The sequence below is a fragment of the Bradyrhizobium sp. SZCCHNRI2009 genome (assembly GCF_032485115.1).
Classification (GTDB): Bacteria; Pseudomonadota; Alphaproteobacteria; order Rhizobiales; family Xanthobacteraceae; genus Bradyrhizobium.
In genome coordinates, this window is record NZ_JAUEUH010000009.1 from 73,691 (window position 1) to 98,909 (window position 25,219).

Consider the following 25,219-nt stretch of genomic DNA (forward strand, 5'->3'; position numbering starts at 1 on the left):
AGCCGGGCGATGACAGTCTTGGCAAAATTCAAGCTGCGACAAGGGCGAGCTACCCAATCACTCCCCCGCCTGCACGCGTCCCGCCAGCGGAAACAAATCCGGCGCGGTGCCCGTAGCCGGCGCGATGCGTGGCGACTCCACCGGCGTGTCCTGTTTGCTGAAGTCGAGCTCCTCGATGCGGGCGGCGCGCTTCTCGATCTTGTCGGCCGAGATGAGGATCTGGCGGATGTCCTCGCCGACATCGCCGAAATGCTTCTGCAGCTTGAGCACGCGCTCGCGCAGGCGGCCGAGATCGTCCCCGAGATGGATCACCTCGTTGCGGATCTGGTCGGCGGCGTCGCGGATGCGTGCGTCCTTCATGATCTGCTGCATGACCTGGATCGCGAGCATCAGCAGCGACGGCGACACCAGCACGACGCGCGCGCGATACGCTTTCTGGATGACGTCGTCGAAGCCATCATGGATCTCGGCATAGACCGATTCCGACGGCACGAACATCAGCGCGGTGTCCTGCGTCTCGCCGACCACCAGATATTTCTCCGCGATGTCGTTGACGTGACGCAGCACGTCGGTACGCAGGCGCTGTGCGGCGGTGCGCTTCTCCTCGTCCGTCTCCGCATCATGCAGCGCGGTCACGGCTTCCAACGGAAACTTGGCGTCGATGCACAGCGGTCGCGCGTCGGGCAGGAACACGACGCAGTCCGGCCGCTTGCCGCTGGCGAGCGTGTACTGGAACGCGTAGCTGCCCTTCGGAAGTCCGTCCTGCACGATCGCCTCCATCCGCGCCTGGCCGAACGCGCCGCGCGACTGCTTGTTGGCGAGGACGTCGCGCAGGGTCGTGACCTGGGTCGTCAGCTCGCTGAGATCACGGTGGGCATTGTCGATGATGCCGAGCCGCTCGTGCAGCACGCGCAGACTATCCATGGTGTGGCGCGTACTCTGCTCCATCGACTGTCCGACGCGATGAGTCACCGCATCGAGCCGCTCGTTGACGCTGCGGGCAAGATCAACCTGCCGGCCGGCGAGCAGCTGCGCCATCGCGTCGACCCGGCCGGAGGCCTCGCTCTGGACGCGGATCATCTCGCTGAACCGTCGTTCGATCTCATCGCTGCGCATCGCCTGCTGGGCCGCGAGCTCGGCGCCGCGCCGGCCGGAACGCACCACGGCCGCCACGATCATCACGAGCAGCAGCACCACCAGCACGCCAAATCCGATCAGCGCATCGCTGGCGCGGACCGGAAGGTCGCCGATCATGATGACGACAGGATTGAGGGACTGGCTGGCGGCGGTCATCACGCCCGTCTATCCGATTCGCACAAGCTCGCGAACGAAGAGAGAACATTTATGGTTAAGGCCAGGTTAAGAATCATGGTTAACGAGGCGTTGAAATTCATGGTTAGCGAAGTCTTAACTGCGAGCCATCACATTGACCGCGCCGGTTCCGCGGCTTAAATCGCGCGCCATGTCCCTAAGAGAAATCATCATTCTGCCGGACCGGCAGTTGCGGCTGGTGTCCAAGCCGGTCGAGAAGGTCACGCCGGAGATCCGGCAGCTGGTCGACGACATGTTTCAGACCATGTACGACGCGCCTGGCATCGGGCTCGCAGCGATTCAGGTCGCGCAGCCGCTGCGCGTCATCACCATGGATCTGGCCAAGCCCGACGCGAACGGGGAAGGCAAGCGCGAGCCGCGCGTCTTCATCAATCCGGAGATCGTTGCCAAGTCGGACGAGCTGTCGGTCTACGAGGAAGGCTGCCTGTCGATCCCCGAATATTACGAGGAGGTCGAGCGGCCGGCGCGGGTGCGCGTGCGCTTCACCGATCTCGACGGGCTGGTTCGCGAGGAGGATGCCGAGGGGCTCTACGCCACCTGCATCCAGCACGAGATCGACCATCTCAACGGCGTGCTGTTCATCGACTATCTGTCGAAGCTCAAGCGCGACCGCGTGATGAAGAAGTTCGCCAAGGCCGCCAAGCGCGCCAGCGAGTAACGATCAACTCTCTCCTCCGTCATGCCCGGGCTTGACCCGGGCATCTACGTCGCGCCGCGCGTTACAGGCAGCTCGACGTGGATGACCGGGACAAGCCCGGCCATGACGCGGAGGATTCGGCAATGCAGGATCTTCCACCAGATGCCGCTTCGCCTGATCTTCATGGGCACGCCGGATTTCGCCGTGCCGACCCTGCTCGAACTCGCCGGCCACGGCCACGAGATCGCGGCGGTCTATACGCGCGCGCCCAAACCCGGCGGCCGCCGCGGCCTGGCGCTGGTGCCGACGCCGATCGAGACCGAGGCGCGCCGGCTCGGCATTCCCGTGCTCACGCCGAAGACGCTGAAGACCGAGGACGCGCTGGCTGCGTTCCGCGCCCATGAGGCCGATGCCGCCGTTGTCGTCGCCTATGGCATGATCCTGCCGCAGGCGATTCTCGATGCACCGAAACTCGGCTGCTACAACCTCCACGCCTCGTTGCTGCCACGCTGGCGCGGCGCCGCGCCGATCAACCGTGCCATCATGGCAGGGGACGCTGAAAGCGGCGTGATGGTCATGAAGATGGATGTCGGTCTCGACACCGGCGACGTTGCGATGGCCGAGCGTCTGCCCATCACCGACGCGATGACGGCGTCCGATCTGCACGATCGCCTCTCGCGGATCGGTGCCGACCTGATGGTGCGCGCGATGGCGGCGCTGGAGCGCGGCGGGCTGACGTTGACGAAGCAGGCCGAGGAGGGCGTCACCTACGCTGCCAAGATCGAGAAGGCGGAGGCGCGGATCGATTGGACGAAGCCGGCGCATACGGTGCTGCGGCACATCCACGGCCTGTCGCCATTTCCCGGCGCCTGGAGCGAGGTCGTGCTCGACGGCGAGGCGGTACGGCTGAAGATGCTGCGCTGTGAGCAGGCCGGCGGCGCGGGCGCGCCCGGCACTGTTCTGGATGACCAGCTCACCATCGCCTGCGCCGACGGCGCGATCCGCATCACCGAGCTGCAGCGCGCCGGCAAGGGCCCGATGAAGGCCGCGGATTTCCTGCGCGGCACCCCATTGAATCGCGGTGCTCGTTTTTCGTAACGCTGTCATACCCCGCGAAAGCGGGGTATCCAGTACGCTGAGACGTGCATTGTCGCGCCGAGACGTCGGCGAATACTGGATCGCCCGCCTGCGTGGGCGATGACGGCAGCAATAGACCGAATGCCCCGCTACAAGCTCACCATCGAATATGACGGCGCGCCGTTCTGCGGCTGGCAGCTGCAGGAGACCTTGCCGTCGGTGCAGGGCGCGCTCGAAGCGGCGGTGCAGGCGACCTGCGGCGTGCCCACGCGTGTGCACGGCTCAGGCCGCACCGACGCCGGCGTCCACGCTACCGGCCAGGTTGCGCATTGCGACATCGCCAAGGAGTTCCGCCCGGACAAGCTGCGCGACGCGCTCAACGCGCATCTGCGGCCGAACCCGGTCGCGGTGCTCGCCGCCGAGATCATGCCCGACACCTTCGAAGCGCGGTTCTCCGCGCGCAGGCGGCACTACCGTTACCGGATCGTCAATCGCCGCTCCAACCTCGCGCTGGAGGTCGGCCGCGTCTGGCGGGTGCCGCAGCGGCTCGATTCCGATGCAATGCATGCAGCCGCGCAGCGGCTGATCGGCAAGCACGACTTCACGACGTTCCGCGATACCGAATGCCAGGCGAAATCGCCGGAGAAGACGCTGGATCAGCTCGACGTCGTGAGGGACGGCGATGCGATCACCATCCTCACCTCCGCCCGCTCCTATCTGCATAGCCAGGTCCGCTCGATGGTCGGCTCACTGGTGTGGGTCGGGCGGGGTCGCTGGACCGCCGATGATCTGGCCGCCGCGCTCGCCGCGCGCAACCGCGCCGCCTGCGGCGTCGTCGCGCCGCCGGAAGGGCTTTACCTCGTGAAGGTCGACTACTAATTGCGGCCGTTCCGGTCGAGATCGCGGTGGCGCACAATTGAGGCGCCAAGCGATCGAGATCGCTGCCGCGGAGACCTCCTGGATTCCTTCGCTGCGCTCGCAATGATGCGCAGAGAGGGGGTCACGCGAAGTAGCGATCGAGAATGCCGCGATAGATCTTCGTCAGGGTGGCGATGTCGGCGACCGAGGCGCGCTCGTCGATCTGGTGCATGGTCTGGCCGACCAGGCCGAACTCGATCACCGGGCAGTAGCTCGAGATGAAGCGCGCGTCGGAGGTGCCGCCGGTGGTAGAGAGCTCCGGCTTGCGGCCCGTCACGCTCTCGATCGCCGCAACCGCGAGGTCGGTGAACGGTCCGGGCTTGGTCAGGAACACGTTGGAGTTCGACGGCAGCCAGTCGATGCGGGCGCGGATGCGATTGCCGCAGGCCTTCGTCAGCCGCTCCTCGACCAGCGCGCGCAGCGTCTCCTGCGTATGGCAGTCATTGTAGCGGATGTTGAACTTCGCCCGCGCCAGTCCGGGAATGACGTTGCTGGCGGTGTTGCCGACATCGACGGTGGTGAATTCGAGATTCGACGGCTGGAACTGCGCGCTGCCGTTGTCGAGCGGTTCGTCCGACAAGGCCACGATCAGGCGCGAGATGTCCGGCACCGGGTTGGAGGCGCGGTGCGGGTAGGCGACGTGGCCCTGCTTGCCCTCGACGATCAAGGTGCCGGACTGCGAGCCGCGGCGGCCGATCTTGATGCAGTCGCCCATGACCTCTTGATTGGACGGCTCGCCGAGCACGCAATGGTCGAACCGCTCGCCGCGCTCGGCCGCCCACTTCAACAGCTTGATGGTGCCGTTGATCGAGACGTCCTCCTCGTCGCCGGTGATCAGGAACGAGATCGAGCCCTTCGGCTGTCCGCTGTGATCGCGCAGATAGTCGAGTGCAGCCGCGACGCTGCAGGCGATGCCGCCCTTCATGTCGACGGCGCCACGGCCATAGATGTAGCCGTCCTTCACCTCGCCCGAGAACGCCGGCAGGCTCCACGCCGCTTCATCGCCGGGCGGCACCACATCGGTGTGGCCGGCGAACGTGATGTGCGGCCCGTCGGTGCCGATGCGGGCATAGAGGTTGTCGATGTCGGCGGTGCCTGCTTCGGAGAACGTCACGCGATGCGTCGTGAAGCCCGCCCCTTTCAGCAGGGCCTCGAGCACGCCAAGCGCGCCGGCATCGGCCGGGGTCACGGAGGGGCAGCGGATCAGGTCGCGGGTGATGGCGAGGGCATCGGTCATGCCTTTCGCTTAACATGCTATTTTGCCGGCGGGCTAGTGCTGCCGATTGCCGCTTCCCCTCGCGGCGGGCTCGCAACGTGCGGGGTGAACTCCAGCTCCTTGTGCTGGTTCCAGGCGGGCGCGGGCGGTCTTGGCTGGCGGGAGCGTTCGCTGGATCGGACCTTCGGCAACGGATTGGGCCCGAAGCGATTGGTCCAGGGATCGCCGGCAAGGCAGTACAATTCGATGAAGGCCCACAGCGAGAGCAGCGCACCAGCGCCGCCCACGATCGCGGGAATGACCGTCCCGGGAATGCGCTCCGCGTACTGGTTGACCAGCCCGGGCACGACGAAGAACGGAACCGTCCACCAGCCGCTCCTGTCGCGGTCATGCAGCCGCTTGATGGCGCCTGCGGCAAACACCCAGACGAACACGGGGGTGAGGATGACGTGGAAGGTGGCGTGGACGATATCGGCGCGGGTCAGGCCGCGAAAGGTGTCCGGGTCGAGGACCGCGAAGATGTCGGTCAGATTGAAGCTGAAGGCCGTCGGGCCGCCCAGCAGCCTGCTCGCGCCCGCCGCCAGCGCGGCGGCAAAGACCATCCAGCAGAGCACCACCAGCAACGACAGCCAGAGCTTGGCGCGGTTGATCCGGCCGTGGAAGCGAAACAGAAACCAGGTCCAGTCCATGGACGTCCTCCGGACCGATGGCTTGGCCGGCCCGGAGATTCGTTGCTGCGGCCGCAGCCGCGGTTCAATCAGTCGCGCAACAGCTCGTTGATCGAGGTCTTGGAGCGGGTGCGCTCGTCGACGCGCTTGACGATGACGGCGCAGGCGGTGGATGGGCCGATCTGGCCGTTCTTCATCGGCTTGCCCGGCAGCGCGCCCGGCACCACGACGGCATATTCCGGCACCTCGCCGACGAAAACCTCGCCCGTCTCTCGGTCGACGATCTTGGTCGACGCGCCCAGGAAAACGCCCATCGACAGCACCGCTCCCTTGCGGACGACCACGCCCTCGGCAACCTCCGAGCGCGCGCCGATGAAGCAGTCATCCTCGATGATCACGGGGCCGGCCTGCAGCGGCTCCAGTACGCCGCCGATGCCGACGCCGCCGGAGATGTGCACGCGCTTGCCGATCTGGGCACAGGAGCCGACCGTCGACCAGGTGTCGACCATGGCCGCCTCGTCGACATAGGCGCCGAGATTGACGAAGGACGGCATCAGCACGACGTTCCTGGCGATGAAGGCCGAGCGGCGCACGATCGCGCCGGGCACGGCGCGGAAGCCGGCGTCGCGAAAGCGGTTCTCGCCCCAGCCCTCGAACTTCGACGGCACCTTGTCCCACCACGACGCCTGGCCGGGGCCGCCGGGGATCACGCTCATGTCGTTGAGGCGGAACGACAGCAGCACGGCCTTCTTGAGCCACTGGTTGACGCTCCACTTGCCGTCAGTGCCGCGCTCAGCGACCCGGGCCTCGCCCTTGTCGAGCAGCTCGAGCGCGCTCTCCACGGCGTCGCGGACCTCGCCCTTGGTCGTGGTCGAGACGCCATCACGGGCATCGAAGGCGCTGTTGATGGTGGATTCCAGGGCGGACAGTGACATCGGTCGATCCTCGCTTGGTCCCTGGGCAGAAAGCCGGGGACGGCCGTGTACGAGCATGGTGGGCAGGGCGGCTTTTTCGGGATTTGGACCCGGAGAGTCAAGGACGCATCGGTGGCGGGGGCCGTCCGCGCGGGAGGTGCGGCTTATCGTGCTCCGTCATTCCGGGATGGTCCGAAGGACCAGGCCCGGAATCTCGAGATTGCGGGTTCGATGCTTCGCATCGTCCCGGAATGACAGCTCAATGCGTGGCGGGTTTCACCCCACCAGCCGCTGCAAGAACCCGGTCAGATCGTCCGTGACATGATCGACATGCGGATCGTCGCGCCCCGCCAGCTCCCAGTCCTCGCGCACCACCTCCTTGGTGCCGTCGGGCACTACCAGCACGGTCGTCATGCCGAGGTCGTGCGGGACGACGAGATTGCGGGCGAGATCCTCGAACATCGTGGCCCTGGCAGGATCGACGTCATGGAGCTTGAGGAATTTGTCATAGGTCTCGCGCGCCGGCTTCGGCGTCAACTCGGCGGCGATGATGTCGAATACGCCGTGGAAATGCGCGGCAATGCCGAGCCGCGCCAGCACCGCGTCGACGTGGTCGACCGAGCCGTTGGTCAGGATCAGCTTGCGCCCAGGCAGCTTCTCGATCGCCGCGCCCATCGCCGGGTTCGGCTCCAGCGGCGAGTGGTCGATCTTGTGCACGTAGGCGAGGAAGTCGTCGGCGTGCACGCCATGCTCGGTCATCATGCCGCGCATCGTGGTGCCGTACCGGCGGTAGTAGTCCTTCTGGATGCGGCGCGCCTCCTCCGCATCGACCTTGAGCCAGTTGGAGACGAACTCGCCGATCCTGGCATCGACCTGCTGCCACAGATTGACGTGATGCGGATACAGCGTGTTGTCGAGGTCGAACACCCAGGTGTCGACGTGATCGAAGGCGCGAGGGGATTTTGTCATGTGGGCGTCGGTCCATCCTGCCTTCGGTCATCATGCCCGGCTAGGGCGGCATATTCCGCTGTCGTCCCGGCGAACGCCGGGACCCATACCGCGGAAGCTATCTTGCGGCATGATGGCTGATGCCGATGGCCCAAACCTCGGCCGGTGGTTATGGATCCCGGCGTTCGCCGGGATGACAGCTGTGGGTGTGGTGGCAACGTGGGCAACATCGCTATGCCCATCACGGCAACGCGAAGCGCAGCGTCTTGCCGCCGCGGGTGATGTCGACGGCGGTGAATCCGGTGGCGGTGAAACCGCGGCTCGGGCAGTCGCCCTGCTCTGATGTCTCGAACTTGTTCTCGCGGGTGCAGAGCTGCACCAGCCCGCCCCAGTTCAGCGGCTTGTTCTTCAGTTTGATGGTGCGGTTCTCATCGTCGACCGCCTCGGCGAAGCTGTAGACCTTCTTCGGCTGCCCGGTGATGTCGGGATGCAGGCATTTGCCGGCATCGATGCGGTACCAGCCGCGGCTGACCACGGTGCGGCCGTCGTCGGTGCCGACCGCCGCCATGACCTTGTGCGGGGTGTCGTTGCACCAGGTCAGCCCGGTGGGTGAGGGCGTCTGCACCGCGTCCACCATGGTCGCGAAGAAATTCGGCTGCGACACGACGTCGGATGACAGCCCGCGGCTTTTCAGGAACGCCGCGAGCGCGGCTTGCGTCTTCGGCCCGTCGACGCCGTCGATCGGCGAGGCGTCATAGCCGGCGATGCCGAGCAGCCGCTGGATGCCGGCGAGCCGCGCCTGCTCGTCGTCATATTCTGCGCTCTCGGCGAGATAGGCGATCAGGGTGCCGTCGTCGGCCTTGCTCGGCGTCACCTGCGTGAACGCCGCCGGCGTCTGACCGGTGCGGCACTGGCGGGCGGCGGCGATGACGAAATTGTCCGCCGCCACGCACAGCTGATCGTTGCCGTTCTCGGCGAGCGGCGACGCGCCGTAGAGGCTGAGCGCGCGTGCATGCAGGAGAATGCGGTCGGCGGTCATCGTCCCCTGCAGCACCACGCGGCAGGTCGCCGGATCGAGCCGGAACCATCCGCGTGTCGCGGTTGCCGCCTTCTCGTCGATGCCGATTGCGGCCTCGACGACGTAGCTCATTCGGTTGCAGAGCTTGAGGTCGGCGCGGGCGGGGGTGAGGGAGGCGAACAAGGCCAGAAGGATCACAGTGAGGCTGAGCGGAGCGCGAGTCCGGGAGGGTTTGATACGCCCCGCTCTCTCCCCATCGTCATGCCCGGGCTTGACCCGGGCATCCATGTTTCTCGCTCCGAACTCGCCGAACAACGTGGATGGCCGGGACAAGCCCGGCCATGACGGCGAGAGATGGTGGTGGCTGCTCACTTGTGGATCAGCGTGCCCGTGCCCTGGTTGGTGAACAGCTCGAGCAGCACGGCATGCTGCACCTTGCCGTCCAGGATGACGACGCCCTGCACGCCCTGCTCGAGTGCGTAGATGCAGGTCTCGACCTTCGGGATCATGCCGCCGGAGATGGTGCCGTCGGCGATCAGCTTGCGTGCGTCCTTCACCGACAATTCCGGAATCAGCTTCTTCGACTTGTCGAGCACGCCGGGCACGTCGGTGAGCAGCAGGAGGCGCTTGGCCTTCAGCGCACCGGCCACGGCCCCGGCGAACGTATCGGCGTTCACGTTGAAGGTCTGGCCTTCCTTCGAAGTCGCAAGCGGTGCGAGGATCGGGATCAGCTCGTAGCCGATCAGCTGATTCAGCAGCGTCAGATCGACCTTGTCCGGCTCGCCGACGAAGCCGAGATCGACCACCTTCTCGATGTGACTGTCAGGATCGACCATGGTGCGGGTCGCCTTGACCGCGCGCACCATGTTGCCGTCCTTGCCGCACAGCCCGACGGCCTTGCCGCCGGCCTCGTTGATGTAGCCGACCAGCTGCTTGTTGATCGAGCCGGCCAGCACCATCTCGACGATCTCGATCGTCGCCGCGTCCGTGATGCGCAGGCCGGCGGCGAATTCGGAGACGATGCCGAGGCGCTTGAGCATGGTCGCGATCTGCGGGCCGCCGCCATGCACCACCACCGGATTGATCGCGGTCTGCTCCAGCAGCACGATGTCGCGCGCGAACGCTTTTGCGGTGTCCTCGTCGCCCATGGCGTGGCCGCCATATTTGATGACGATGGTTTCGTCGTCGTACTCCTGCATGTGCGGGAGCGCTTCGGACAGGATGCGGGCCTGATCGAGCGGGCTGATGGTGGTCGCGTCGGTCATGTCTGGGAGGTCTCGGCTGTCGGGGGCGTCGCGCCGCGTTCTAGCCGATTGCCGCCCGCGGCGCAAAGCGCCGGATCACGCCCGCCGCGGCCACAGCGCGCAGACCGCGAGTGCGAGCCAGCTCGCGATCTGCAAGCTACCGCCGATCGGCGCCGCGAACGGAAACAGCCGATTGCCGGTGAACTGCCGCATCAGGAGGTCGCCGGCGAACAGGGCCGGGCCGAGCGCGAAGCCGATCGCCGTGACCAGGCCGATGCGCCGATGAACCACGCCGCGCTCTGCCAGAGCGATGGTGCCGAGCAGGGCGCAGGCGTGGAACAGCAGCATGGTGGAGGCGGTCGCGAGCCGCGCTGCGTCGGGCTCGTGCGCGGCCTTGGCCGCCAGCGCGACGCCGGCGGCGCCCATCAGCCCGGCCATTGCGGCCAGGATTCGCCACGGCGTCATCATGTGCTGCGCTCTTCCAGCAGCCGCACCATGGCGGCACGCAGCTCCGGCATGCCGGTGCCGGATCGTGACGACGTCGCCAGCACGTGAGGAAACGCCGCCGGATGCTTGGCGAGCGCGGCCTCGGTCTCGGCGATCCGGCTTGCGAGCTCAGCCGGCTTGATCTGGTCGGCCTTGGTCAGGACGAGCTGATAGCTGACGGCGGACCGGTCCAGCGTCTTGAGGATCTCCTGATCGACTTCCTTCAGCCCATGACGGGCATCGATCAGCACATAGACGCGGGCGAGAGAGGCGCGGCCGAGCAGGAATTTGTGGATCAGCTCGGTCCAGGACGCGACCTTGGTCTTCGCCGCGGCGGCATATCCATAGCCGGGCATGTCGACCAGCCGCAGCGGCGCATGCTCGGGCCCCTCGAAGAAGATCAGCTCCTGGGTGCGGCCCGGCGTATGCGAGGTGCGCGCCAGCGCGTTCTGGCCGGTCAGCGCGTTGATCAGGCTGGACTTGCCGACATTGGAGCGGCCGGCGAAGGCGACCTCGATCGCCCCCATCGGCGGCAGGCTTTCGATCGAGGGAGATGCATGGGTGAAGCGCCACGATTGGGCGAACAGCTTGCGGCCTTTTTCGATCAGGCGCTCGTCGGTGTCGTGGCTGGTGGTCATGACAAGGCCTCGCTCTTCGTCATGCCCGGGCTTGACCCGGGCATCCACGCCCATTGCGCGGGATATCAAAACGTGGATGGCCGGGACAAGCCCGGCCATGACGGTAGATGGTTGGTTGCTTCAGCGGCTCACGCCGCCTTACTCGTCACGCCGCTTTTTTTTTGAACGTGCCGCGGATGTTGTCGAACAGCTCCACCTTCACGCCATTGCGGCGCATGATGAAGCCCTGCTGCAGCACCGAGAGCGTGTTGTTCCAGGCCCAGTAGATCACGAGGCCGGCCGGGAAGCCCGCGAGCATGAAGGTGAAGATCAGCGGCATCCAGTTGAAGATCATCGCCTGGGTCGGATCGGGCGGCGTCGGGTTCAGCTTCATCTGGAACCACATCGTGATGCCCATGATGATCGGCCAGATGCCGAGCGCCAGGTAGTGACCGAACAGCGGCAGCTGCGTCGGATCGAACGGGATCAGGCCGAACAGCGTGAACAGATTGGTCGGATCCGGAGCCGAGAGATCCTTGATCCAGCTGATGAACGGCGCGTGCCGCATCTCGATCGTGACGAAGAGAACCTTGTAGAGCGAGAAGAACACCGGGATCTGCAGCACGACCGGGAGACAGCCGGCGACCGGGTTGATCTTCTCCTTCTTGTAGATCTCCATCATCTCCTGCTGCTGCTTCATCCGGTCGTCCGGATAGCGCTCTTTCAGCGCCTGGAGCTGCGGCTGGATCGCCTTCATCTTGGCCATCGAGGCATAGGACTTGTTGGCGAGCGGGAAGAACAGGGCCTTCACCAGCACCGTCACCAGCAGGATCGAGACGCCGAAATTGCCGAAGAAGCGGAAGAAGAAGTCGAGCGCCAGGAACATCGGCTTGGTCAGGAAGTAGAACCAGCCCCAGTCGATCAAGAGATCGAAATGGTTCAGCGCGAGCTTCTGATTGTAGCCGCCGAGGCCGCCGATCGGGAAGTTGATGCCGACCACGCCGGCCTCCTTGGCGCCGGCGAACAGCCGGGTGGAGACCGACGCCGAGCCGCCGGCCGGCACTGTCTGCGGGGTCTCGACATAGTCGGTCTGGTAGCGATGCTGGTTGTCGACCAGCTTCGACGAATAGTTTGCCTGCAGCCGCGCATCGGTCATCGGCAGCAGCGCCGCCGCCCAATATTTGTCGGTGATGCCGAGCCAGCCATTGGTGACGTCGAACTTCGCCGCCTTCTCGTCGTCCATCTTCTTGTAGGTGAACTCCTGCAGGCCCTTCTCGCCGAGATAGCCGATCAGGCCTTCGTGCAGGATGTAATAGCCCGACACGTGCGGCGTGCCGTGGCGGGAGATCAGGCCGTAGGGATACAGCGTCACCGGTGCGTTGCCGGCGTTGGTGACGTCGTCCTTGATGGTGAAGAGATAGTGATCGTCGACGCTGATGGTGCGCTGGAAAGTCAGGCCGTCGCCGTTGGTGGTGGTCAGCTTCACCGGGGTCGACGGCGTCAGCGCATTCGAGCCGTCCTGCTGCCAGACGGTGTTCTGGTCGGGCACCTGCACCTTGGCGCCGGCGGCGTTCACCCAGCCGAACTCGGCGTAATAGGGCTCGGCGGTGTTGGACGGGGAGAACAGCACGATCGCCGGCGATTTCGGATCGACCGTCTCGCGGTACTGCACGAAGGCCAGGTCGTCGATGCGTGCGCCCTTGAGTGAGATGCTGCCGGTCAGCCGCGGTGTGTCGATCTTGACGCGCGGCGTGGCGGCGATGGCGGTGTCGCGCGGCATCACGCCGGTGCTGGTCACGGCGCCGCCCGGCGCGCTCGGGCTGCCGGTCGCGGCCGCGCCCGGCTGCGGGGTGGCCGACGGCGCGGCGCTGTCAGGCTGCGTTGCCGGCGCCTGCTTCTTGGCGAGCTCGGCCTGCATCTGGGCCTGCGCGCGCTGCTTCTCCATCTGCGGTCCGTTGTAGAAGACCTGCCAAAGGATCAGCACGAGGCCGGACAGAATGACGGCGAGGATGGTGTTGCGATTGTCGGTCATCGTTTTCTTATCGTCTCGTCGTTCAATCCGGTTTGCGGGAATGCGCGTCCGGTGCGGGAGCGTTTGGCTTGTCCGCATCCGACGGCTTGCGCGGCTGCGGCTTGGCCTGCGGCCGGTCGAGGCGGCGGAGCGTCGCCTGGAGATCGGCGAGCATGGTCTGGAAGTCGCGTGACAGGGCATCCCGCCGGCCGACCAGCACGTAGTCAGTGTGCGGCCGCATCGACAGGGGATCGAGCCGTTTCACAAGCTCGCGCAGCCGCCGACGGATGCGATTACGCTCCGTGGCGGTGCCATTCTTCTTGGTGACGGTAAAGCCGATCCGGACCGGGCCCCGGTCCGGCCGTTCCCGGCGCTGGACGACGAAGGCAGGGCTGTTCGCCCGCACGCCATCGGCAACGGCGAGGAAGTCCGCCCGCTGCCGTAGCCGATCCATGATGGAAATCTCCGGGACAGACGCCCTGGCTTCAGGCGCTGAGACGCTTGCGGCCCCGGGCGCGACGCGCGGCAAGGACCTTGCGGCCGCCGGTGGTGGCGAGACGGGCGCGGAAGCCGTGACGGCGCTTGCGCACCAGTTTGCTGGGTTGATAAGTCCGCTTCACGGGTCGTTCTCCGCTGACGGGCAATTTGCCAGTTGACAACTTGCCTGCTTGAAATGTCGATTGATGTCCGATGATGTTTACGGGCCCGAAATGGACCGCTGCCGGCCCTGAAATCGAGCCGCTCCCGGGCGAGCCGGGTCATCGCGGACGGTTGGCGCGGCTTATAAGGGAGCGTCCTGCCTTCGTCAATCGCGGCAAGACGTCATAGGCGGTGCAGGGATCGACGACGCCGAGATCTCGTCAAGACCTTCGTCACCAGCCGTAGATCAGCGTCGCGAACGACACGAGGCAGGACGAGAACGCAAGTCCCTGCGCACAAGACCCTGCGCACACGACGAAGGCAAGAATGGCTTCGGCGCGGCGGGGTTGAAGACGTCAGAGATCGTGCAGTTTCGGGTTCCATTATGAACGATTTGGAAACCGGAACATGAGCGATCCGTAATTTGACCGGACTCCGGTGCAGTCCCATCTTGCGGTCCCGTAAGGGTGGGGTGTCTCTTACAAGGGCGATACGTGACCGAGAGCGACAACCAGCCAATCCTGGAGCGCCTGCGACCGAAACGGTCGCGGCGGCTCGGCTTGTCTGGAAAGCTGCTGCTGTTGACCATTCCGCTGGTGATGATCGCGGAGGTGCTGATCTACGTGCCGGCGATCGCCAATTTCTGGACCAACCGGCTCAACGACCGCCTGGCGGCCGCAAATACCGCTGCCCTGGTGCTCGACGCCGCACCGTCCGGCATGGTGCCGGATTCGCTGGCGCGGCAGATCCTCACCTCCATCAACGCGCGCGGCGTCGCCATCAAGATGGGCCAGCAGCGCCGTCTGCTCGCGAGCGCCGACCTGCCCGCCTCGATCGACCACGACTTCGACATGCGCGACATGACGGCGTGGTCGTCGATCGTGAACTCGCTGACGATGATGACGGAGACCGGCGACCACACCATGCGGGTGATCGGACCGGCGCCCGGCCGAGCCCAGTTCATCGAGGTCGTCACCGACGAGAAGCCGCTGCGCAAGGCGATGTACCGGTTCTCGCGCAACCTGCTCGGCGTGTCGCTGCTGCTGGCGGTGCTGACCGCGGCGCTGGTCTATCTTGCCCTGCATTTCCTGTTCGTGCGGCCGATGCGGCGCCTCACCGCGAGCCTCGTCGGCTTCCACGAAAATCCGGAGAGCGTGGCGCGAATCATCGTGCCGAGCCAGCGTTCCGACGAGATCGGCGTCGCCGAGCGCGAGCTCGCCGACATGCAGCGCGACCTCGTCTCGATGCTGCATCAGAAGAGCCGGCTCGCCGCGCTCGGCCTCGCCGTGTCCAAGATCAACCACGATCTGCGCAACCTCTTGGCCTCGTCGCAGCTGCTGTCGGATCAGCTCGCCAGCGTGCCGGATCCGCGGGTGCAGCGCTTCGCGCCGAAGCTGATGCGCTCGCTGGAGCGCGCCATCGCGTTCTGCCAGTCGACGCTGTCCTACGGCAAGGTACAGGAGCCGGCGCCGGACCGCCGCATGGTGGTGGTCGAGCCCGTCGTCGCCGAGGTGCGAGAGACCGCCGGCCTGTCGCCGGATGCCTCGATCACCTGGATCGCGGCGATCGAGCGCGGGCTGAAGATCGATGCCGATCCCGACCAGCTGTTCCGCGTGCTGCTCAACCTGGTGCGCAATGCCGCCCAGGCCCTGGACAGCCTCGCGGCGGACGCCGGCGTGCGCCAGATCCGCATCACCGGCCGCCGCGAAGGCGGGGTGGCGATCCTGGAGGTCTCGGACACGGGTCCCGGTGTCCCGGCGAAGGTGCGAGAGCACCTGTTCGAGGCCTTCCGCGGTGCCGGTCGTCCGGGCGGCTCGGGGCTGGGCCTTGCGATTGCGGCCGAATTGGTCCGGGCCCATGATGGCGACATCCAACTGGTCGAAGGGACCCTGGGGGCGACCTTCCGAATCACGATCCCCGACCGTCCTGTCGAGTTGCAGACCTTCTGGACCGAGCGCGCCAGCGCCTGAACCCGATCGGCCTCACCTGCCATTCCGGCGGGCGATGCCGCAGGCGTCGAGCGCGGAACTCCTGGCGTGTCGGAACGAAGCCCATCCGCTCCGGCCATGCCGAACCGCGCCGGCGCGTCTGCGGAAAAATGGTCGCAAAATGTCCCGCTCCAGCCTTGCCAAGCGGTCTCCGAGCCGTTAGTCAGGGGCCCTTCGCGAGGCCTGCCGGCGTTTGCCGCTCCGGCCTTCCGGGATCCGGCCACTGGCCCGGAGCCTGCCAAATGCGAAAAACGCGCCCGTAGCTCAGCTGGATAGAGCATCAGACTACGAATCTGAGGGTCGGACGTTCGAATCGTTCCGGGCGCGCCATTTGCCGATGATCCACACCACGTTCAGTTCGCACGTCCATCGCTTCCGATCGATGCGTCGATCGGCGGATCTCGGGTGCGCAGGAGAGCAATCTTGAGTCGCTTCTGGTCCGAGCTCGTTCATCGGCTGTCGCCCTATGTGCCCGGCGAGCAGCCGCAGATCCCGGGCCTGGTCAAGCTCAACACCAATGAGAGTCCGTTCGGGCCCTCGCCGAAGGCGATCGGGGCCATACGGGCCGCCGCGGCCGACACCTTGCGCCTCTATCCCGATCCCCAGGCAACGCGGCTGCGCGAGGCCCTCGCGGCCTATCACAAGGTCTCACCCGAGCAGGTGTTCGTCGGCAACGGTTCGGATGAGGTGCTGGCGCATGCCTTCGCGGCGCTCCTGAAGCAGCCGGCGCCGCTTCTGTTCCCTGACGTGACCTACAGCTTCTATCCGGTCTACTGCCGGCTGCTCGGAATCGACTACGCGACCGTTCCGCTCGATGCCGAGATGCGCGTGCGTATCGACGATTATGTCGGCCGTCCCGGCCCGGTGATCATCGCCAATCCGAACGCACCGACCGGAATTGCGCTGTCGCGTGCCGAGATCGCACGGCTGGTTGCTGCCCGCAGCGACGCGGCCGTCGTCATCGACGAGGCCTATGTCGATTTCGGCGCCGAGACCGCGATCCCCTTGATCTCCGAGCATCCCAACCTGCTGGTGGTGCAGACGATGTCGAAATCGCGCGCGCTCGCAGGACTCCGCGTCGGCTACGCGATCGGCGACGCCGCGCTGATCGAAGGCCTGACGCGGGTCAAGGACAGCTTCAACTCCTACCCGCTCGGCCGCCCCGCCCAGGCCGGCGCGATCGCCTCGATCGAGGACGACGCCCATTTCCAGCAGGCGCGCTCGGTCATCATGAAGAACCGCGCGGACCTCACCGCCGCGCTGGTTCGTCTCGGCTTCGAGGTGCTGCCGTCCAGCGCCAATTTCGTCTTCGCCCGGCATCCGGACCATTCCGGCCAGGCGCTGTCCGCAGCGTTGCGCCAGCGCGCCGTGCTCGTCCGCCATTTCACCGCCCCGCGGATCGCGGACTATCTGCGTATCACCATCGGCTCGGAGACGGAGCTCGCGCGGCTGACGGACGCGCTGCGCGAGGTGTTGGCGCAGAATGGTTGAGGGCCGTGGCTGAGACGACGATCGGTCGGAGCCGATCCGCCACGGCCGGCACACTTTGCGACGTCTGGATGCCATTGCTCCAAGACATCAGGCCCGAATCGCGCGCGCAATCGCCAGTAGCCGCGGCACCTGCACCTCAATGTCCGCCGCCACGTCGCGGTCGAGCCTGTCGCGCCAGCACGCAGGAATCGCCGCCAGCCCATAGGTGGCGCCGGCCAGCATGCCCGCGAGCGCACCGGTCGTGTCGGCATCGCCGCCCTGGTTGACGGTCTGCACAAGGCATTCGGTGAACGAGTTGGCGGCAAGATAGTGGTGCAGCACGGTCTGCATGGTGTCGACGACGAAGGCCGAGCTCCGCCCCGGATAGGGGACGAAGCTGAAGGCGCGGTGCTTGCCGATCAGAGCATCGGCTTCGCGGCGGACGGCGTCCTGGCCCTCCCCCAGCAGCAAGGCGTGAGTCATGCGCACCAGCGCGATGCAGGCGCCGTCCGACAGCGGATGATGGTGCGTGGCGCGTGCCTGCGCCAGCGTCCACGTCTCGGCGTTGTCCGGTGCCTCGAGCGTCGCGAGCGCCACCGGCAGCACGCGCATCGCCGCGCCATTGCCGGCGTCGCCTTCGGCGTAGACGCCTTCGACCGTGCCGTGCATGACGTAGCGGCGGATGCCGCGGCGGCAGGTGTTGCCGACATCGGCCGGCCCGGTCCGGAGCCAGGCGGCAAACTCCTCGCAGACGTCGCGCGCGTCGAAGCCGCGCTTGCGGATCAGCGAGCGTCCCAGCGCCAGCGACATCTCGGTGTCGTCGGTGACCTCCCCCGGCCTGAGCTTGAGCCAGCCGCCGCCGATGATGTCGCGATGCACGCCGTATTGCGCGACGATCTCGCCTCGGGTCATGAACTCGACGGTGGCGCCGAGTGCGTCGCCGATGGCAAAGCCGAGATAGGCCGCGAGCGCGCGTTCCTCGACGTCGGGTGCGGTCATGCTGTGATCCGCTCACACATAGTCGACGCTCACGCGGTAGTCGCCGCCGATCACGAGGTATTCGCCTTCGCCCTTCAGCGCATGTGACGACAGCAGGCCGTTGAAGAACACGATCTTGCTGACGGGAATCCGCGCGGTGAGGATCATGTCGCCGAAGCAGCCCGCAGTGTCGCGGTCGGAGGAGAACGAGACGAGGTTGTTGAGCCGGACCACCGCCTCGCGCCGCGTTGTTCGCGCCACGATCCAATGCTCGTCGAACGAATTGACGCCGCGATGCAGCGTCAGATGCGTCTCGCCTGGAAAGGCGAAGCGGCGGATCGCCCATTGGCAGAATTCGAACAGCAGATCGAGCTGCACCCAGATCGCATTGTTGTGGAAGCGGCTCGACATCTTCTCCTGGACATAGGTCGTCCAGGCCCGGCTTGCCACGCGTTCGATGATCTCCTTGTGGTAGGACGGACCGAGGCCGAACCGGCTCTCGACCCAGCCCTTGAGCACGGCGCCCTCCGGGCCGTTGCTGTCGAAGCCCCAGCCCTGGATCAGCCGCAGGAAGGACGAGCGGAAACGCCGCTGGCCGCCGGACGTCGTGGCGCGTTGCTCGGGATCGAGGCCGAACATCGCCATCATGTAGGCCGAGAAGGCCTGGCCGGCCTCGTTGAGATGCTCCGCCTGCGCGAGCATCGTGAACAGGCTGGGGTTCATCTCGGTGACGCCCCAGATGTGCAGCGGCGCCGCGCTGTCGTTGAAGGCGCAGCTCGCCAGCCATTCCGAGGGACGTCCCACGAGATTGGTCGAATGGCCGATGCCGCGCCGTGCTTCGTCGTTCATGACGCGCATGATGCCGCGTCGGATGCGAACAGGAAAGTCTACGGCGGTGACACCGGCGAGGAGCGATTGATTGTCAGCTGCAGCCGCCGCAGCCGCCGCCACCACCGCCTCCACCACCACCTCCGCAACCGCCACCGCCGCAACCACCGCCACTGCTGCTCAGCGCCTTGGATGTTGCCAGCACCGAAGCGTAGGCGGTGCCGGACAGCACCGCCGCGCCGGTCAGTGCGACGGCCAGTAGCAATTCATGCTCGCGCGGGGCGCGGGCTGCGCGCGCATGGGTCGCCTGATAGCTCCGCAGCACCTCGTTGCCGGCGTATGTGCGGGAGGGCGCCTTTGCGATCATCGCCGCGCCCAGCGCCGTAAGACCGAGTAGTAGTATTAGAAAGCCTACGTCGTGTTGCCGCGAAGCGCCGACGAGGACCTTGATCAGTCCGAACAGGATGAGCGCGCCGACGAATGGCAACACGGTCTTGCGGAATGCCACCATCTGGCTGTCGGTCGGTGCATAGCCGAGAGCCTCCAGCCGCGCCTGAATGCGCGCCGTGAGTGGCGCAAGCGCCTGCTGGAATTCCTGCCGTGTCATCTCCGGGCGGAATACAAGCCGCGGCGGACGGTCCATCAGCGCCGCCAGCGACGTCTGATCCGTCACTGTTATCTTGTGGTCGCGGGCGGTGAAGGTTGCTGCGCCGTTCGCAGCGAAGCCGAGCAGCACGGTATCGCCGAAACGTGGCGCGCCGCCGGCGAGATAGGCCAGCTCGAGCTCGTTCAAAGGCGGCTGGGGCTTGGCCGCGGCCGCGCCGATCGTGCCGCGTAGAGCGAAGGCCTTGAGGAAAATGATGGCGCCGAGAACGATGTAGACGAGTAGGAATGGGCCGGCCGTCCAGTCGAACGGATTGAGCGCCATATTCATCTCCTGAACAGCCGCCGCAGCCATGCGCGGGGCCGGGGCAGAATGAGCCAATGGGTGAGGTCGGTGACGTGATAGCGCGGTCCGGCGAAGCGGATGTGTGTCGCAGGCCACAGATCGGGGCTGGGCGGACCGAAGAAGCGTTCATGCAGTGCCAGCGTCTCGGCATATTGCCGGCGGTAGGTCATCTGCGCCTGCGGTCCGCCGGGCGTCGGATCATGATGCAGCGGGGCCTGGAGCCGTTCGCCGCACCAGATCACCCAATAGTCGCGCGAATAGATCAGATGCTGGTGCCAGACCTCGTCAACCACCTCGCTGGGCGTCACCGGCGTCGGCGAAACCATCGCGAGAAAGCAGAAGCGGCGATACGCCTCGATCGCGGCCCGGGCCTCATCGAGGCTCCAGCCATGGTCGCGCGCCAATCGCTGGGTGAAGTTGAACGGCGTATCCGGCTCGAAATCATGCGCGGCAATGCGCTGCCACAAGTCCTGTCGCGCAGGTGCCCAGTCCGGCTCGTCGGCCTGGACATCAACCTTGACCTGCGCGCGTCGCACCGAAGGCTCCCGGAGATCGTGCACGGCAGGACCTTAGCATAGATGCGCGCCGAGTTCCACGGGGGCAGGCGTCGCCGGCAGGTATGCTGAATTTCAGCCTCCAAGACGGACCCGGTTCTGTGCCAATTTGCGCCACTCGGCATCGAGCCCGGCCGACAGGTTGGGCGCGGCATCCGGTGAGAGCAGTCGCTCGATGGCCGGGGCCTCGATCGGATCGACCGCGGGGATCGTGGCATAGCCGAGATTGGCAAGGCTCGCACGGAGCGGCGGGTGGGTCGAGTTCGGGTCCTCCATGGGCTCCTCCTCGATCGTCTTGGCCGCAGCAGCGGTGAGCGCATCATGATCGCGGATGTCGACGAGATGGGTCGACATCCGCTGCAGCGGCGTCGCCGGCAGGCTGATGGCGCCGAGCATGTCGGTCTCCAAGGGAGAGAACACCAGCTCGCGCAGCCGCGCCACGCCGCCGGCGATCAGGACGAGCGATCGCGCCATCTCGGCTGGTCCCAAAAGCGCGGCCGCGCGCCGGTCGGCGGCCAGCTCGTTCTGGCGTGAGAGTGCGAGATACTCCCTGTTGACCCCTCGAAGCACCGCGCGCAGCAGAAATGCTGCGATCCGGCCGGTGACGGTGCGATCGGGGTTCGCGTAGTGCAGAACGTTCTCGCAGGCGCGCAGAAAGTCGAACAGATTGCCGGCCCCGGTGACGTGACGCAGCTCGGCATGGGCAACCTCATGGGCTATGGTGGCGCGGATGGCCCGCTCGTCGAGGATCATCAGCATCGGCAGTCCGACGGTCATCGTGACGTGCTGGCGGAAGATGCCGGCATAGCCGCGCGCTTCGCTGACCGACGCATTGAACTCGGCGTCGAACCGCAGGGTGCGCCTCGGCTTGGCGAAGGCTGGATCGAGTTCCTGCCAGATCCGCCAGAGCGCGGGCGCCATTGCTTCGTCCAGGACGTTGCTCCGCTCGCGCCGGGCCGGCACGAAAAGAATTCCGAGCGCCAGCGCGACGGCGGCCGCGACCACGCAGAATATGATGGGGGCGGTGATGAGCGCAACTCTCGTGTAGTCGTCCAGCGCGATCAGCCAGATGAACAGCAATCCGGCGGCCAGCGCGACGACCGGCAGAACAGCGTAGCGCCCGAGCAGCAGGATGCATGACAGAACGAGACGCTTCATTTACACGCCCTGATTGACGTCCTCCGGCCGCACCAGCTTGATGTCCTGTGCTGCGGCCCACGACCAGATGTCCTGGCGCTTCAGCGCCGTTGCCATCAACTCCGGAAACTGATGCGGCGTGCAGGCGAACACCGGACAGCCGAGCGCGGCCAGGATCGCGGCGTGCTTGGCGTCGTAGGCCGGGCGGCCGTCGTCGTTGAGCGCGAGCAGCACGATCAGGTTGACGCCCGACGAGACCAGCGCCTTGGCGCGGGCCAGCATCTGCTCGGCGATGCCGCCCTCGATGAGGTCGCTGATCAGCACCATGTGCGTGCGCGCCGGCTCGCGCACCAGGCGCTCGCAATAGGCCAGCGCCTGGTTGATGTCGGTGCCGCCGCCGAGCTGCACCGAGAACAGCACCTCGACCGGATCGGCCAGCTCCTCGGTGAGGTCGATGATGTTGGTGTCGAACACCACGAGCTTCATCGCGATCGCCGGGATCGAGGCCAGCACCGCGGCGAAGATCGAGGAGTAGACGACGGAGGTGCCCATCGAGCCCGATTGGTCGACGCACAGGATCACCTCCTCAAGATTGGTCCGGCGCGCGGCGCGCGCGTGCCCGATCAATGTCTCCGGCACGATGGTGCGATGCTCGGCCTGCCAGTGGCGCAGGTTCTTGCCGATCGTGCGCGGCCAGTCGATGTCGCCGGCGCGCGGTCGGCGGGTGCGGCGGCGGCGGTCGACCGCACCGCGGATCGTCTCGGTGGTGCGGGCATCGAGCTTTTCCATCAGCTCCTTGACGACCTTGGCGACGACTTGGCGCGCCGTCGACTTGGTCTTCTCCGGCATCACCGAGCGTAGCGCCATGAGGTCGGCGACGAGATGCACGTCGGCTTCGAGGGCTGCAAGAAACTCAGGCTGCAGCAGCATCTCCTTCAGGCCGAGCCGCTCGAACGCGTCCTTCTGGATCACCTGCACGACCGGTGCCGGAAAGAACTCCCTGATATCGCCGAGCCAGCTCGCGACGCGCGGCGCCGAGCCGCCGAGACCGCCGCGTCGGCCGCCGCCGCGCTTGCCGCCGGAGCCGGCGTCATAGAGTCCGGCCAGTGCCGCATCGAGGCGCCGATCGCGATCGGACAGGCCGGCCTGGTCGTCGCCGCCAAGCACGAGGCGCCAGCGGCGATTGCGCTCGGCATCAGCGTCGTCGCTCATCGATTGGCCTCCTTGATCGGCCGGTCGGCGCCGAGGATGGTCAGCAGCAAGGGCAGGGCCGCGTCGAAGCCGGCGGCGGTGGCCGGCAGCGGCGCGGGCGGCAGCAGCGGGCTGGCGTCGGAGGTGGAGCGGACGGCCAGCGGCCGCTGCCTGGCCAGTTCGTCCAGCAGGCGCCGCCGCTCGTTGCGGTCGAAGCTCGCGAAGGCACGGCGCATCACCGGCAGCAGGTTGTTGAACGCCTCGTCGTCGATCGCAGCCAGCCAGCCGTCGATGATCCGGCGCAGCATCTGGTCGTGCAGCAGCACCTGGCCGCTCTGGCCGAGAAACCCGTCGAGCCAGTCGCCGGCCTCCAGGGTCGGCACGCTGCGGGACAGCGCGCGCGACAGTGCCAGCGCGGTCTGCTCCGGTGACACGATCCCCTGATCGTACAGCACGCGGTTCGCCAGGCCCTTCAACAGCGGATGCGCCGACGCATCGGCGGCGACGTGCAACAGCGCGCGGCTCCAGCCGTCGCGCAGGCCGCGATCCTCGATCAGTCCGATCGCGACGTCGAGCCGCGCAAGCCTGCCGCGGAGATCGGCGGCGACATCGGCCTGCAGGCTGCGGCAGGCATAGACGAGGCCGGCACAGATCGCCTCGACGAGGCTGGTCACCAGCAGGCGCAGCGCCTCGGTCGGCAGCGCCCGCGCGGTGCCGTAGCGCAGGATCTCGGCGAGCGGCGGCACGGCCTCGGTGAGATCGGCAACGTCGCTTGTCGCGGCCGAGCGCTGCTGCAGCAGCGCGATCGTCGTCTCGGCCGCCTCGCTCAGACCCGCTTCGAGACAGCCGCGCACGATGGCCGCGACGGTGTTCAACGAGGTCGCCGCCTGTGCGTTGGTGACGGCGGCATTGCCCGCAGCCTGCGCGACGGTGGTGCCGTGCACCAGCGCCTCGACCAGACGCACCGAGTACTCCGGCTCCCAGCGCAGGCGCCAGTTCTCGCGAAAGGTGCCGCGGCTCTGTCCCGATCCCTGCAACCGTCCCCACGGCACCTGAATCAGGCCCAGCCGGTGCAGGAGCTGCGACTTGGCAAGCCCTGCCTCGCTGCGCAGGTCGAGTGCGATGTCGGTGTCGAGCGCCTCGGGCTTCAGCTTCAGCTTGCGCTGCCAGCGCGCGAGATCGGCGGCGAGCGGCATCTGCGGCACGCTGTCGTCGATCTCGCCGACACGTTGCCCGATGATGAGCTGCTGCTCGATCAGGCGGAACGGCGCCGTCTCGCCCTCGCAGAGCGTCGCAAGGCTCGCCTCGCGCATCTCGGCCAATCCCGGCAAAGCGACGTTGCGCAACGCGGCCAGCGTGATCGCGAGCCGGGACGCCTCGATGACAGATGCCGTCGATGCCGGCCGCCCGTTCCGCCGCAGCAGCTCCGCGACACGGGCCTGCCAGCGGGTCGTGAAGCCGGTGGCGTCGAGCGCGGCGGCCTGGCCGTGCTGCACTCCCTGCCACAGATGCGCGTACCAGCCCGGCGAAATTACGCCGGCGCCATAGCCGGACGCGGCGGCGAGGCGCGTCTCCGTCCACGGCACCCAGGTGGCGGTGACCTTGACCTGCGGCAGCCCCTTCAGCAGCGCGCGATCATCCTTCAGCGCCACTTTCCGCCGCAGCGCCGGCACGTGCCAGGCGCCGCAGATGACGGCGACGGCCCCGTCCTGCTCGCCGAGCGCCGCCGCGATTTCCAAGCGCATATGCGCTTCGCGGCGCAGCTCGCGCTGGGCTTCATCGGCAGGCTGGTAGGGCAGCTGATCGATCTTCTCGCGCAACGCCGCGATCGCGGCTTCCAGCGCGGCAAAGATCTCCGGACCATGCGCGCCCTGTTCGACGATCGCATTCCACCAGGACTCGCTGTCGTCATAGCCGGCAAGGGTGGCGAGATAGGCCAGCGGATCGCGCCGGATCTGCGCCAGCTCGGGATCGACCGTGTCCGGCTCATCTGGCGCAGGCGCACGAGTGTCCTCGGGCGCGACCTCGCCCTCGTTGCTCTCCGTCTGCTTCGCCTTTGCCCGTTCGGCAAGACGGTGCGACGCCGGCAGGTCGATGAAGCGCACCGGCCGTCCCCTCGCCAGCGCCCAGCGGATCGCCTGCCATTCGGGCGAGAACAGCGCGAACGGAAAGAAGCTCGCATTGGCGGCATCGTCCTGGGCGTGGACCAGCAGCGCGATCGGCGGCACCATCGCGGGCAAGCCGGCGAACGCGATCAGCTCATCGGCATCCGGCGGCCCTTCGATCAGCACCACGGCCGGATCGGCCGCGTCGAGCGCTGATAGCACGGCGCGCGCCGAGCCCGGCCCGTGATGCCGGATGCCGAGCAGATGCAGGCGATCGGGCTGCGGCGCGGCCAT

The 25,219-nt window shown here is 66.8% G+C and carries 24 protein-coding genes and 1 tRNA gene; 6 read left to right on the forward strand and 19 right to left on the reverse strand.

Translation table 11 applies throughout. The features are described from left to right. Nucleotides 1-57: 57 nt before the first annotated feature. Nucleotides 58-1,293 carry a DNA recombination protein RmuC gene (locus tag QX041_RS27905; RefSeq protein WP_316167269.1) on the reverse strand — a complete coding sequence of 412 codons (1,236 nt, stop codon included), beginning with the start codon at nucleotides 1,291-1,293 and terminating at the stop codon, nucleotides 58-60. Between the two features lie 169 nt (nucleotides 1,294-1,462). Here QX041_RS27905 and def point away from each other — a divergent pair, with 169 nt between their 5' ends. From def to truA, 3 genes are all read left to right on the forward strand, one after another. Continuing rightward, nucleotides 1,463-1,990, forward strand: a complete 528-nt coding sequence (gene def, locus QX041_RS27910) for a peptide deformylase (RefSeq protein ID WP_315715353.1) — start codon at nucleotides 1,463-1,465, stop codon at nucleotides 1,988-1,990. 141 nt (nucleotides 1,991-2,131) lie between these two features. Further along, nucleotides 2,132-3,067 carry a methionyl-tRNA formyltransferase gene (fmt, locus tag QX041_RS27915; protein ID WP_316167270.1) on the forward strand — a complete coding sequence of 312 codons (936 nt, stop codon included), beginning with the start codon at nucleotides 2,132-2,134 and terminating at the stop codon, nucleotides 3,065-3,067. A gap of 120 nt (nucleotides 3,068-3,187) precedes the next feature. Beyond that, nucleotides 3,188-3,925, forward strand: a complete 738-nt coding sequence (gene truA, locus QX041_RS27920; protein WP_316167272.1) for a tRNA pseudouridine(38-40) synthase TruA — start codon at nucleotides 3,188-3,190, stop codon at nucleotides 3,923-3,925. A gap of 121 nt (nucleotides 3,926-4,046) precedes the next feature. Here the strand turns inward: truA and dapE are convergent, their stop codons facing one another. The 11 genes from dapE to rpmH all read right to left on the reverse strand — a co-directional run bounded on the left by dapE (nucleotide 4,047) and on the right by rpmH (nucleotide 13,706). After that, complete coding sequence (gene dapE, locus QX041_RS27925) at nucleotides 4,047-5,201, reverse strand: succinyl-diaminopimelate desuccinylase (RefSeq protein ID WP_316167273.1); 1,155 nt, start codon at nucleotides 5,199-5,201, stop codon at nucleotides 4,047-4,049. Nucleotides 5,202-5,218: 17 nt separating this feature from the next. After that, the gene (locus QX041_RS27930; protein ID WP_316167274.1) at nucleotides 5,219-5,869 is read right to left on the reverse strand and encodes a DUF805 domain-containing protein; all 651 of its coding nucleotides are present in this window, start codon (nucleotides 5,867-5,869) and stop codon (nucleotides 5,219-5,221) included. A 68-nt stretch (nucleotides 5,870-5,937) separates the two neighbouring features. Further along, nucleotides 5,938-6,783: a 2,3,4,5-tetrahydropyridine-2,6-dicarboxylate N-succinyltransferase gene (dapD, locus tag QX041_RS27935; RefSeq protein WP_316167275.1), complete on the reverse strand. Its 846-nt coding sequence runs from the start codon at nucleotides 6,781-6,783 to the stop codon at nucleotides 5,938-5,940. A gap of 255 nt (nucleotides 6,784-7,038) precedes the next feature. Next, entirely contained in the window at nucleotides 7,039-7,731 is a 693-nt protein-coding gene (locus tag QX041_RS27940) for a pyrimidine 5'-nucleotidase (protein WP_315752205.1), read from the reverse strand. A gap of 220 nt (nucleotides 7,732-7,951) precedes the next feature. Next, complete coding sequence (locus QX041_RS27945) at nucleotides 7,952-9,016, reverse strand: DUF1036 domain-containing protein (protein ID WP_315715359.1); 1,065 nt, start codon at nucleotides 9,014-9,016, stop codon at nucleotides 7,952-7,954. A gap of 80 nt (nucleotides 9,017-9,096) precedes the next feature. Then, nucleotides 9,097-9,993, reverse strand: a complete 897-nt coding sequence (gene argB / locus QX041_RS27950) for an acetylglutamate kinase (RefSeq protein ID WP_012047096.1) — start codon at nucleotides 9,991-9,993, stop codon at nucleotides 9,097-9,099. Between the two features lie 75 nt (nucleotides 9,994-10,068). Beyond that, the gene (locus tag QX041_RS27955; RefSeq protein WP_316167277.1) at nucleotides 10,069-10,440 is read right to left on the reverse strand and encodes a DUF423 domain-containing protein; all 372 of its coding nucleotides are present in this window, start codon (nucleotides 10,438-10,440) and stop codon (nucleotides 10,069-10,071) included. Then, nucleotides 10,437-11,096, reverse strand: coding sequence for a ribosome biogenesis GTP-binding protein YihA/YsxC (gene yihA / locus QX041_RS27960; protein ID WP_315715361.1), 660 nt, complete (start codon nucleotides 11,094-11,096; stop codon nucleotides 10,437-10,439). Before yihA ends, QX041_RS27955 begins: the two co-directional genes overlap by 4 nt. Before the next feature lie 145 nt (nucleotides 11,097-11,241). Then, nucleotides 11,242-13,107 carry a membrane protein insertase YidC gene (gene yidC, locus QX041_RS27965; RefSeq protein WP_315715362.1) on the reverse strand — a complete coding sequence of 622 codons (1,866 nt, stop codon included), beginning with the start codon at nucleotides 13,105-13,107 and terminating at the stop codon, nucleotides 11,242-11,244. 22 nt (nucleotides 13,108-13,129) lie between these two features. Next, nucleotides 13,130-13,540: a ribonuclease P protein component gene (gene rnpA, locus QX041_RS27970; protein ID WP_315715363.1), complete on the reverse strand. Its 411-nt coding sequence runs from the start codon at nucleotides 13,538-13,540 to the stop codon at nucleotides 13,130-13,132. 31 nt (nucleotides 13,541-13,571) lie between these two features. Then, on the reverse strand, nucleotides 13,572-13,706 hold the full coding sequence (gene rpmH / locus QX041_RS27975; protein WP_006609582.1) for a 50S ribosomal protein L34: 135 nt from the start codon (nucleotides 13,704-13,706) through the stop codon (nucleotides 13,572-13,574). A 513-nt stretch (nucleotides 13,707-14,219) separates the two neighbouring features. Between rpmH and QX041_RS27980 the strand changes: the two genes are divergently transcribed. From QX041_RS27980 to hisC, 3 genes are all read left to right on the forward strand, one after another. Beyond that, nucleotides 14,220-15,695 carry a HAMP domain-containing sensor histidine kinase gene (locus QX041_RS27980; RefSeq protein ID WP_315715364.1) on the forward strand — a complete coding sequence of 492 codons (1,476 nt, stop codon included), beginning with the start codon at nucleotides 14,220-14,222 and terminating at the stop codon, nucleotides 15,693-15,695. A 271-nt stretch (nucleotides 15,696-15,966) separates the two neighbouring features. Then, nucleotides 15,967-16,043, forward strand: a tRNA-Arg gene (locus QX041_RS27985). Between the two features lie 93 nt (nucleotides 16,044-16,136). Next, on the forward strand, nucleotides 16,137-17,204 hold the full coding sequence (hisC, locus tag QX041_RS27990) for a histidinol-phosphate transaminase (protein WP_315715393.1): 1,068 nt from the start codon (nucleotides 16,137-16,139) through the stop codon (nucleotides 17,202-17,204). An 87-nt stretch (nucleotides 17,205-17,291) separates the two neighbouring features. Here the strand turns inward: hisC and draG are convergent, their stop codons facing one another. From draG to QX041_RS28025, 7 genes are all read right to left on the reverse strand, one after another. Beyond that, the gene (gene draG, locus QX041_RS27995) at nucleotides 17,292-18,182 is read right to left on the reverse strand and encodes an ADP-ribosyl-[dinitrogen reductase] hydrolase (protein ID WP_316167279.1); all 891 of its coding nucleotides are present in this window, start codon (nucleotides 18,180-18,182) and stop codon (nucleotides 17,292-17,294) included. Nucleotides 18,183-18,194: 12 nt separating this feature from the next. Further along, the gene (locus QX041_RS28000) at nucleotides 18,195-19,019 is read right to left on the reverse strand and encodes an NAD(+)--dinitrogen-reductase ADP-D-ribosyltransferase (RefSeq protein ID WP_315752314.1); all 825 of its coding nucleotides are present in this window, start codon (nucleotides 19,017-19,019) and stop codon (nucleotides 18,195-18,197) included. 64 nt (nucleotides 19,020-19,083) lie between these two features. Further along, on the reverse strand, nucleotides 19,084-19,917 hold the full coding sequence (locus QX041_RS28005) for a TIGR04222 domain-containing membrane protein (protein WP_316167280.1): 834 nt from the start codon (nucleotides 19,915-19,917) through the stop codon (nucleotides 19,084-19,086). Between the two features lie 2 nt (nucleotides 19,918-19,919). Beyond that, on the reverse strand, nucleotides 19,920-20,474 hold the full coding sequence (locus tag QX041_RS28010) for a hypothetical protein (protein ID WP_315752198.1): 555 nt from the start codon (nucleotides 20,472-20,474) through the stop codon (nucleotides 19,920-19,922). 93 nt (nucleotides 20,475-20,567) lie between these two features. Beyond that, nucleotides 20,568-21,650, reverse strand: coding sequence for a M48 family metallopeptidase (locus QX041_RS28015; protein WP_316167281.1), 1,083 nt, complete (start codon nucleotides 21,648-21,650; stop codon nucleotides 20,568-20,570). Next, the gene (locus QX041_RS28020; protein WP_316167282.1) at nucleotides 21,651-22,841 is read right to left on the reverse strand and encodes a vWA domain-containing protein; all 1,191 of its coding nucleotides are present in this window, start codon (nucleotides 22,839-22,841) and stop codon (nucleotides 21,651-21,653) included. Then, a complete protein-coding gene (locus tag QX041_RS28025) occupies nucleotides 22,838-25,219 on the reverse strand; it encodes a DUF5682 family protein (protein WP_316167284.1) in 2,382 nt (793 codons plus the stop codon). Before QX041_RS28025 ends, QX041_RS28020 begins: the two co-directional genes overlap by 4 nt.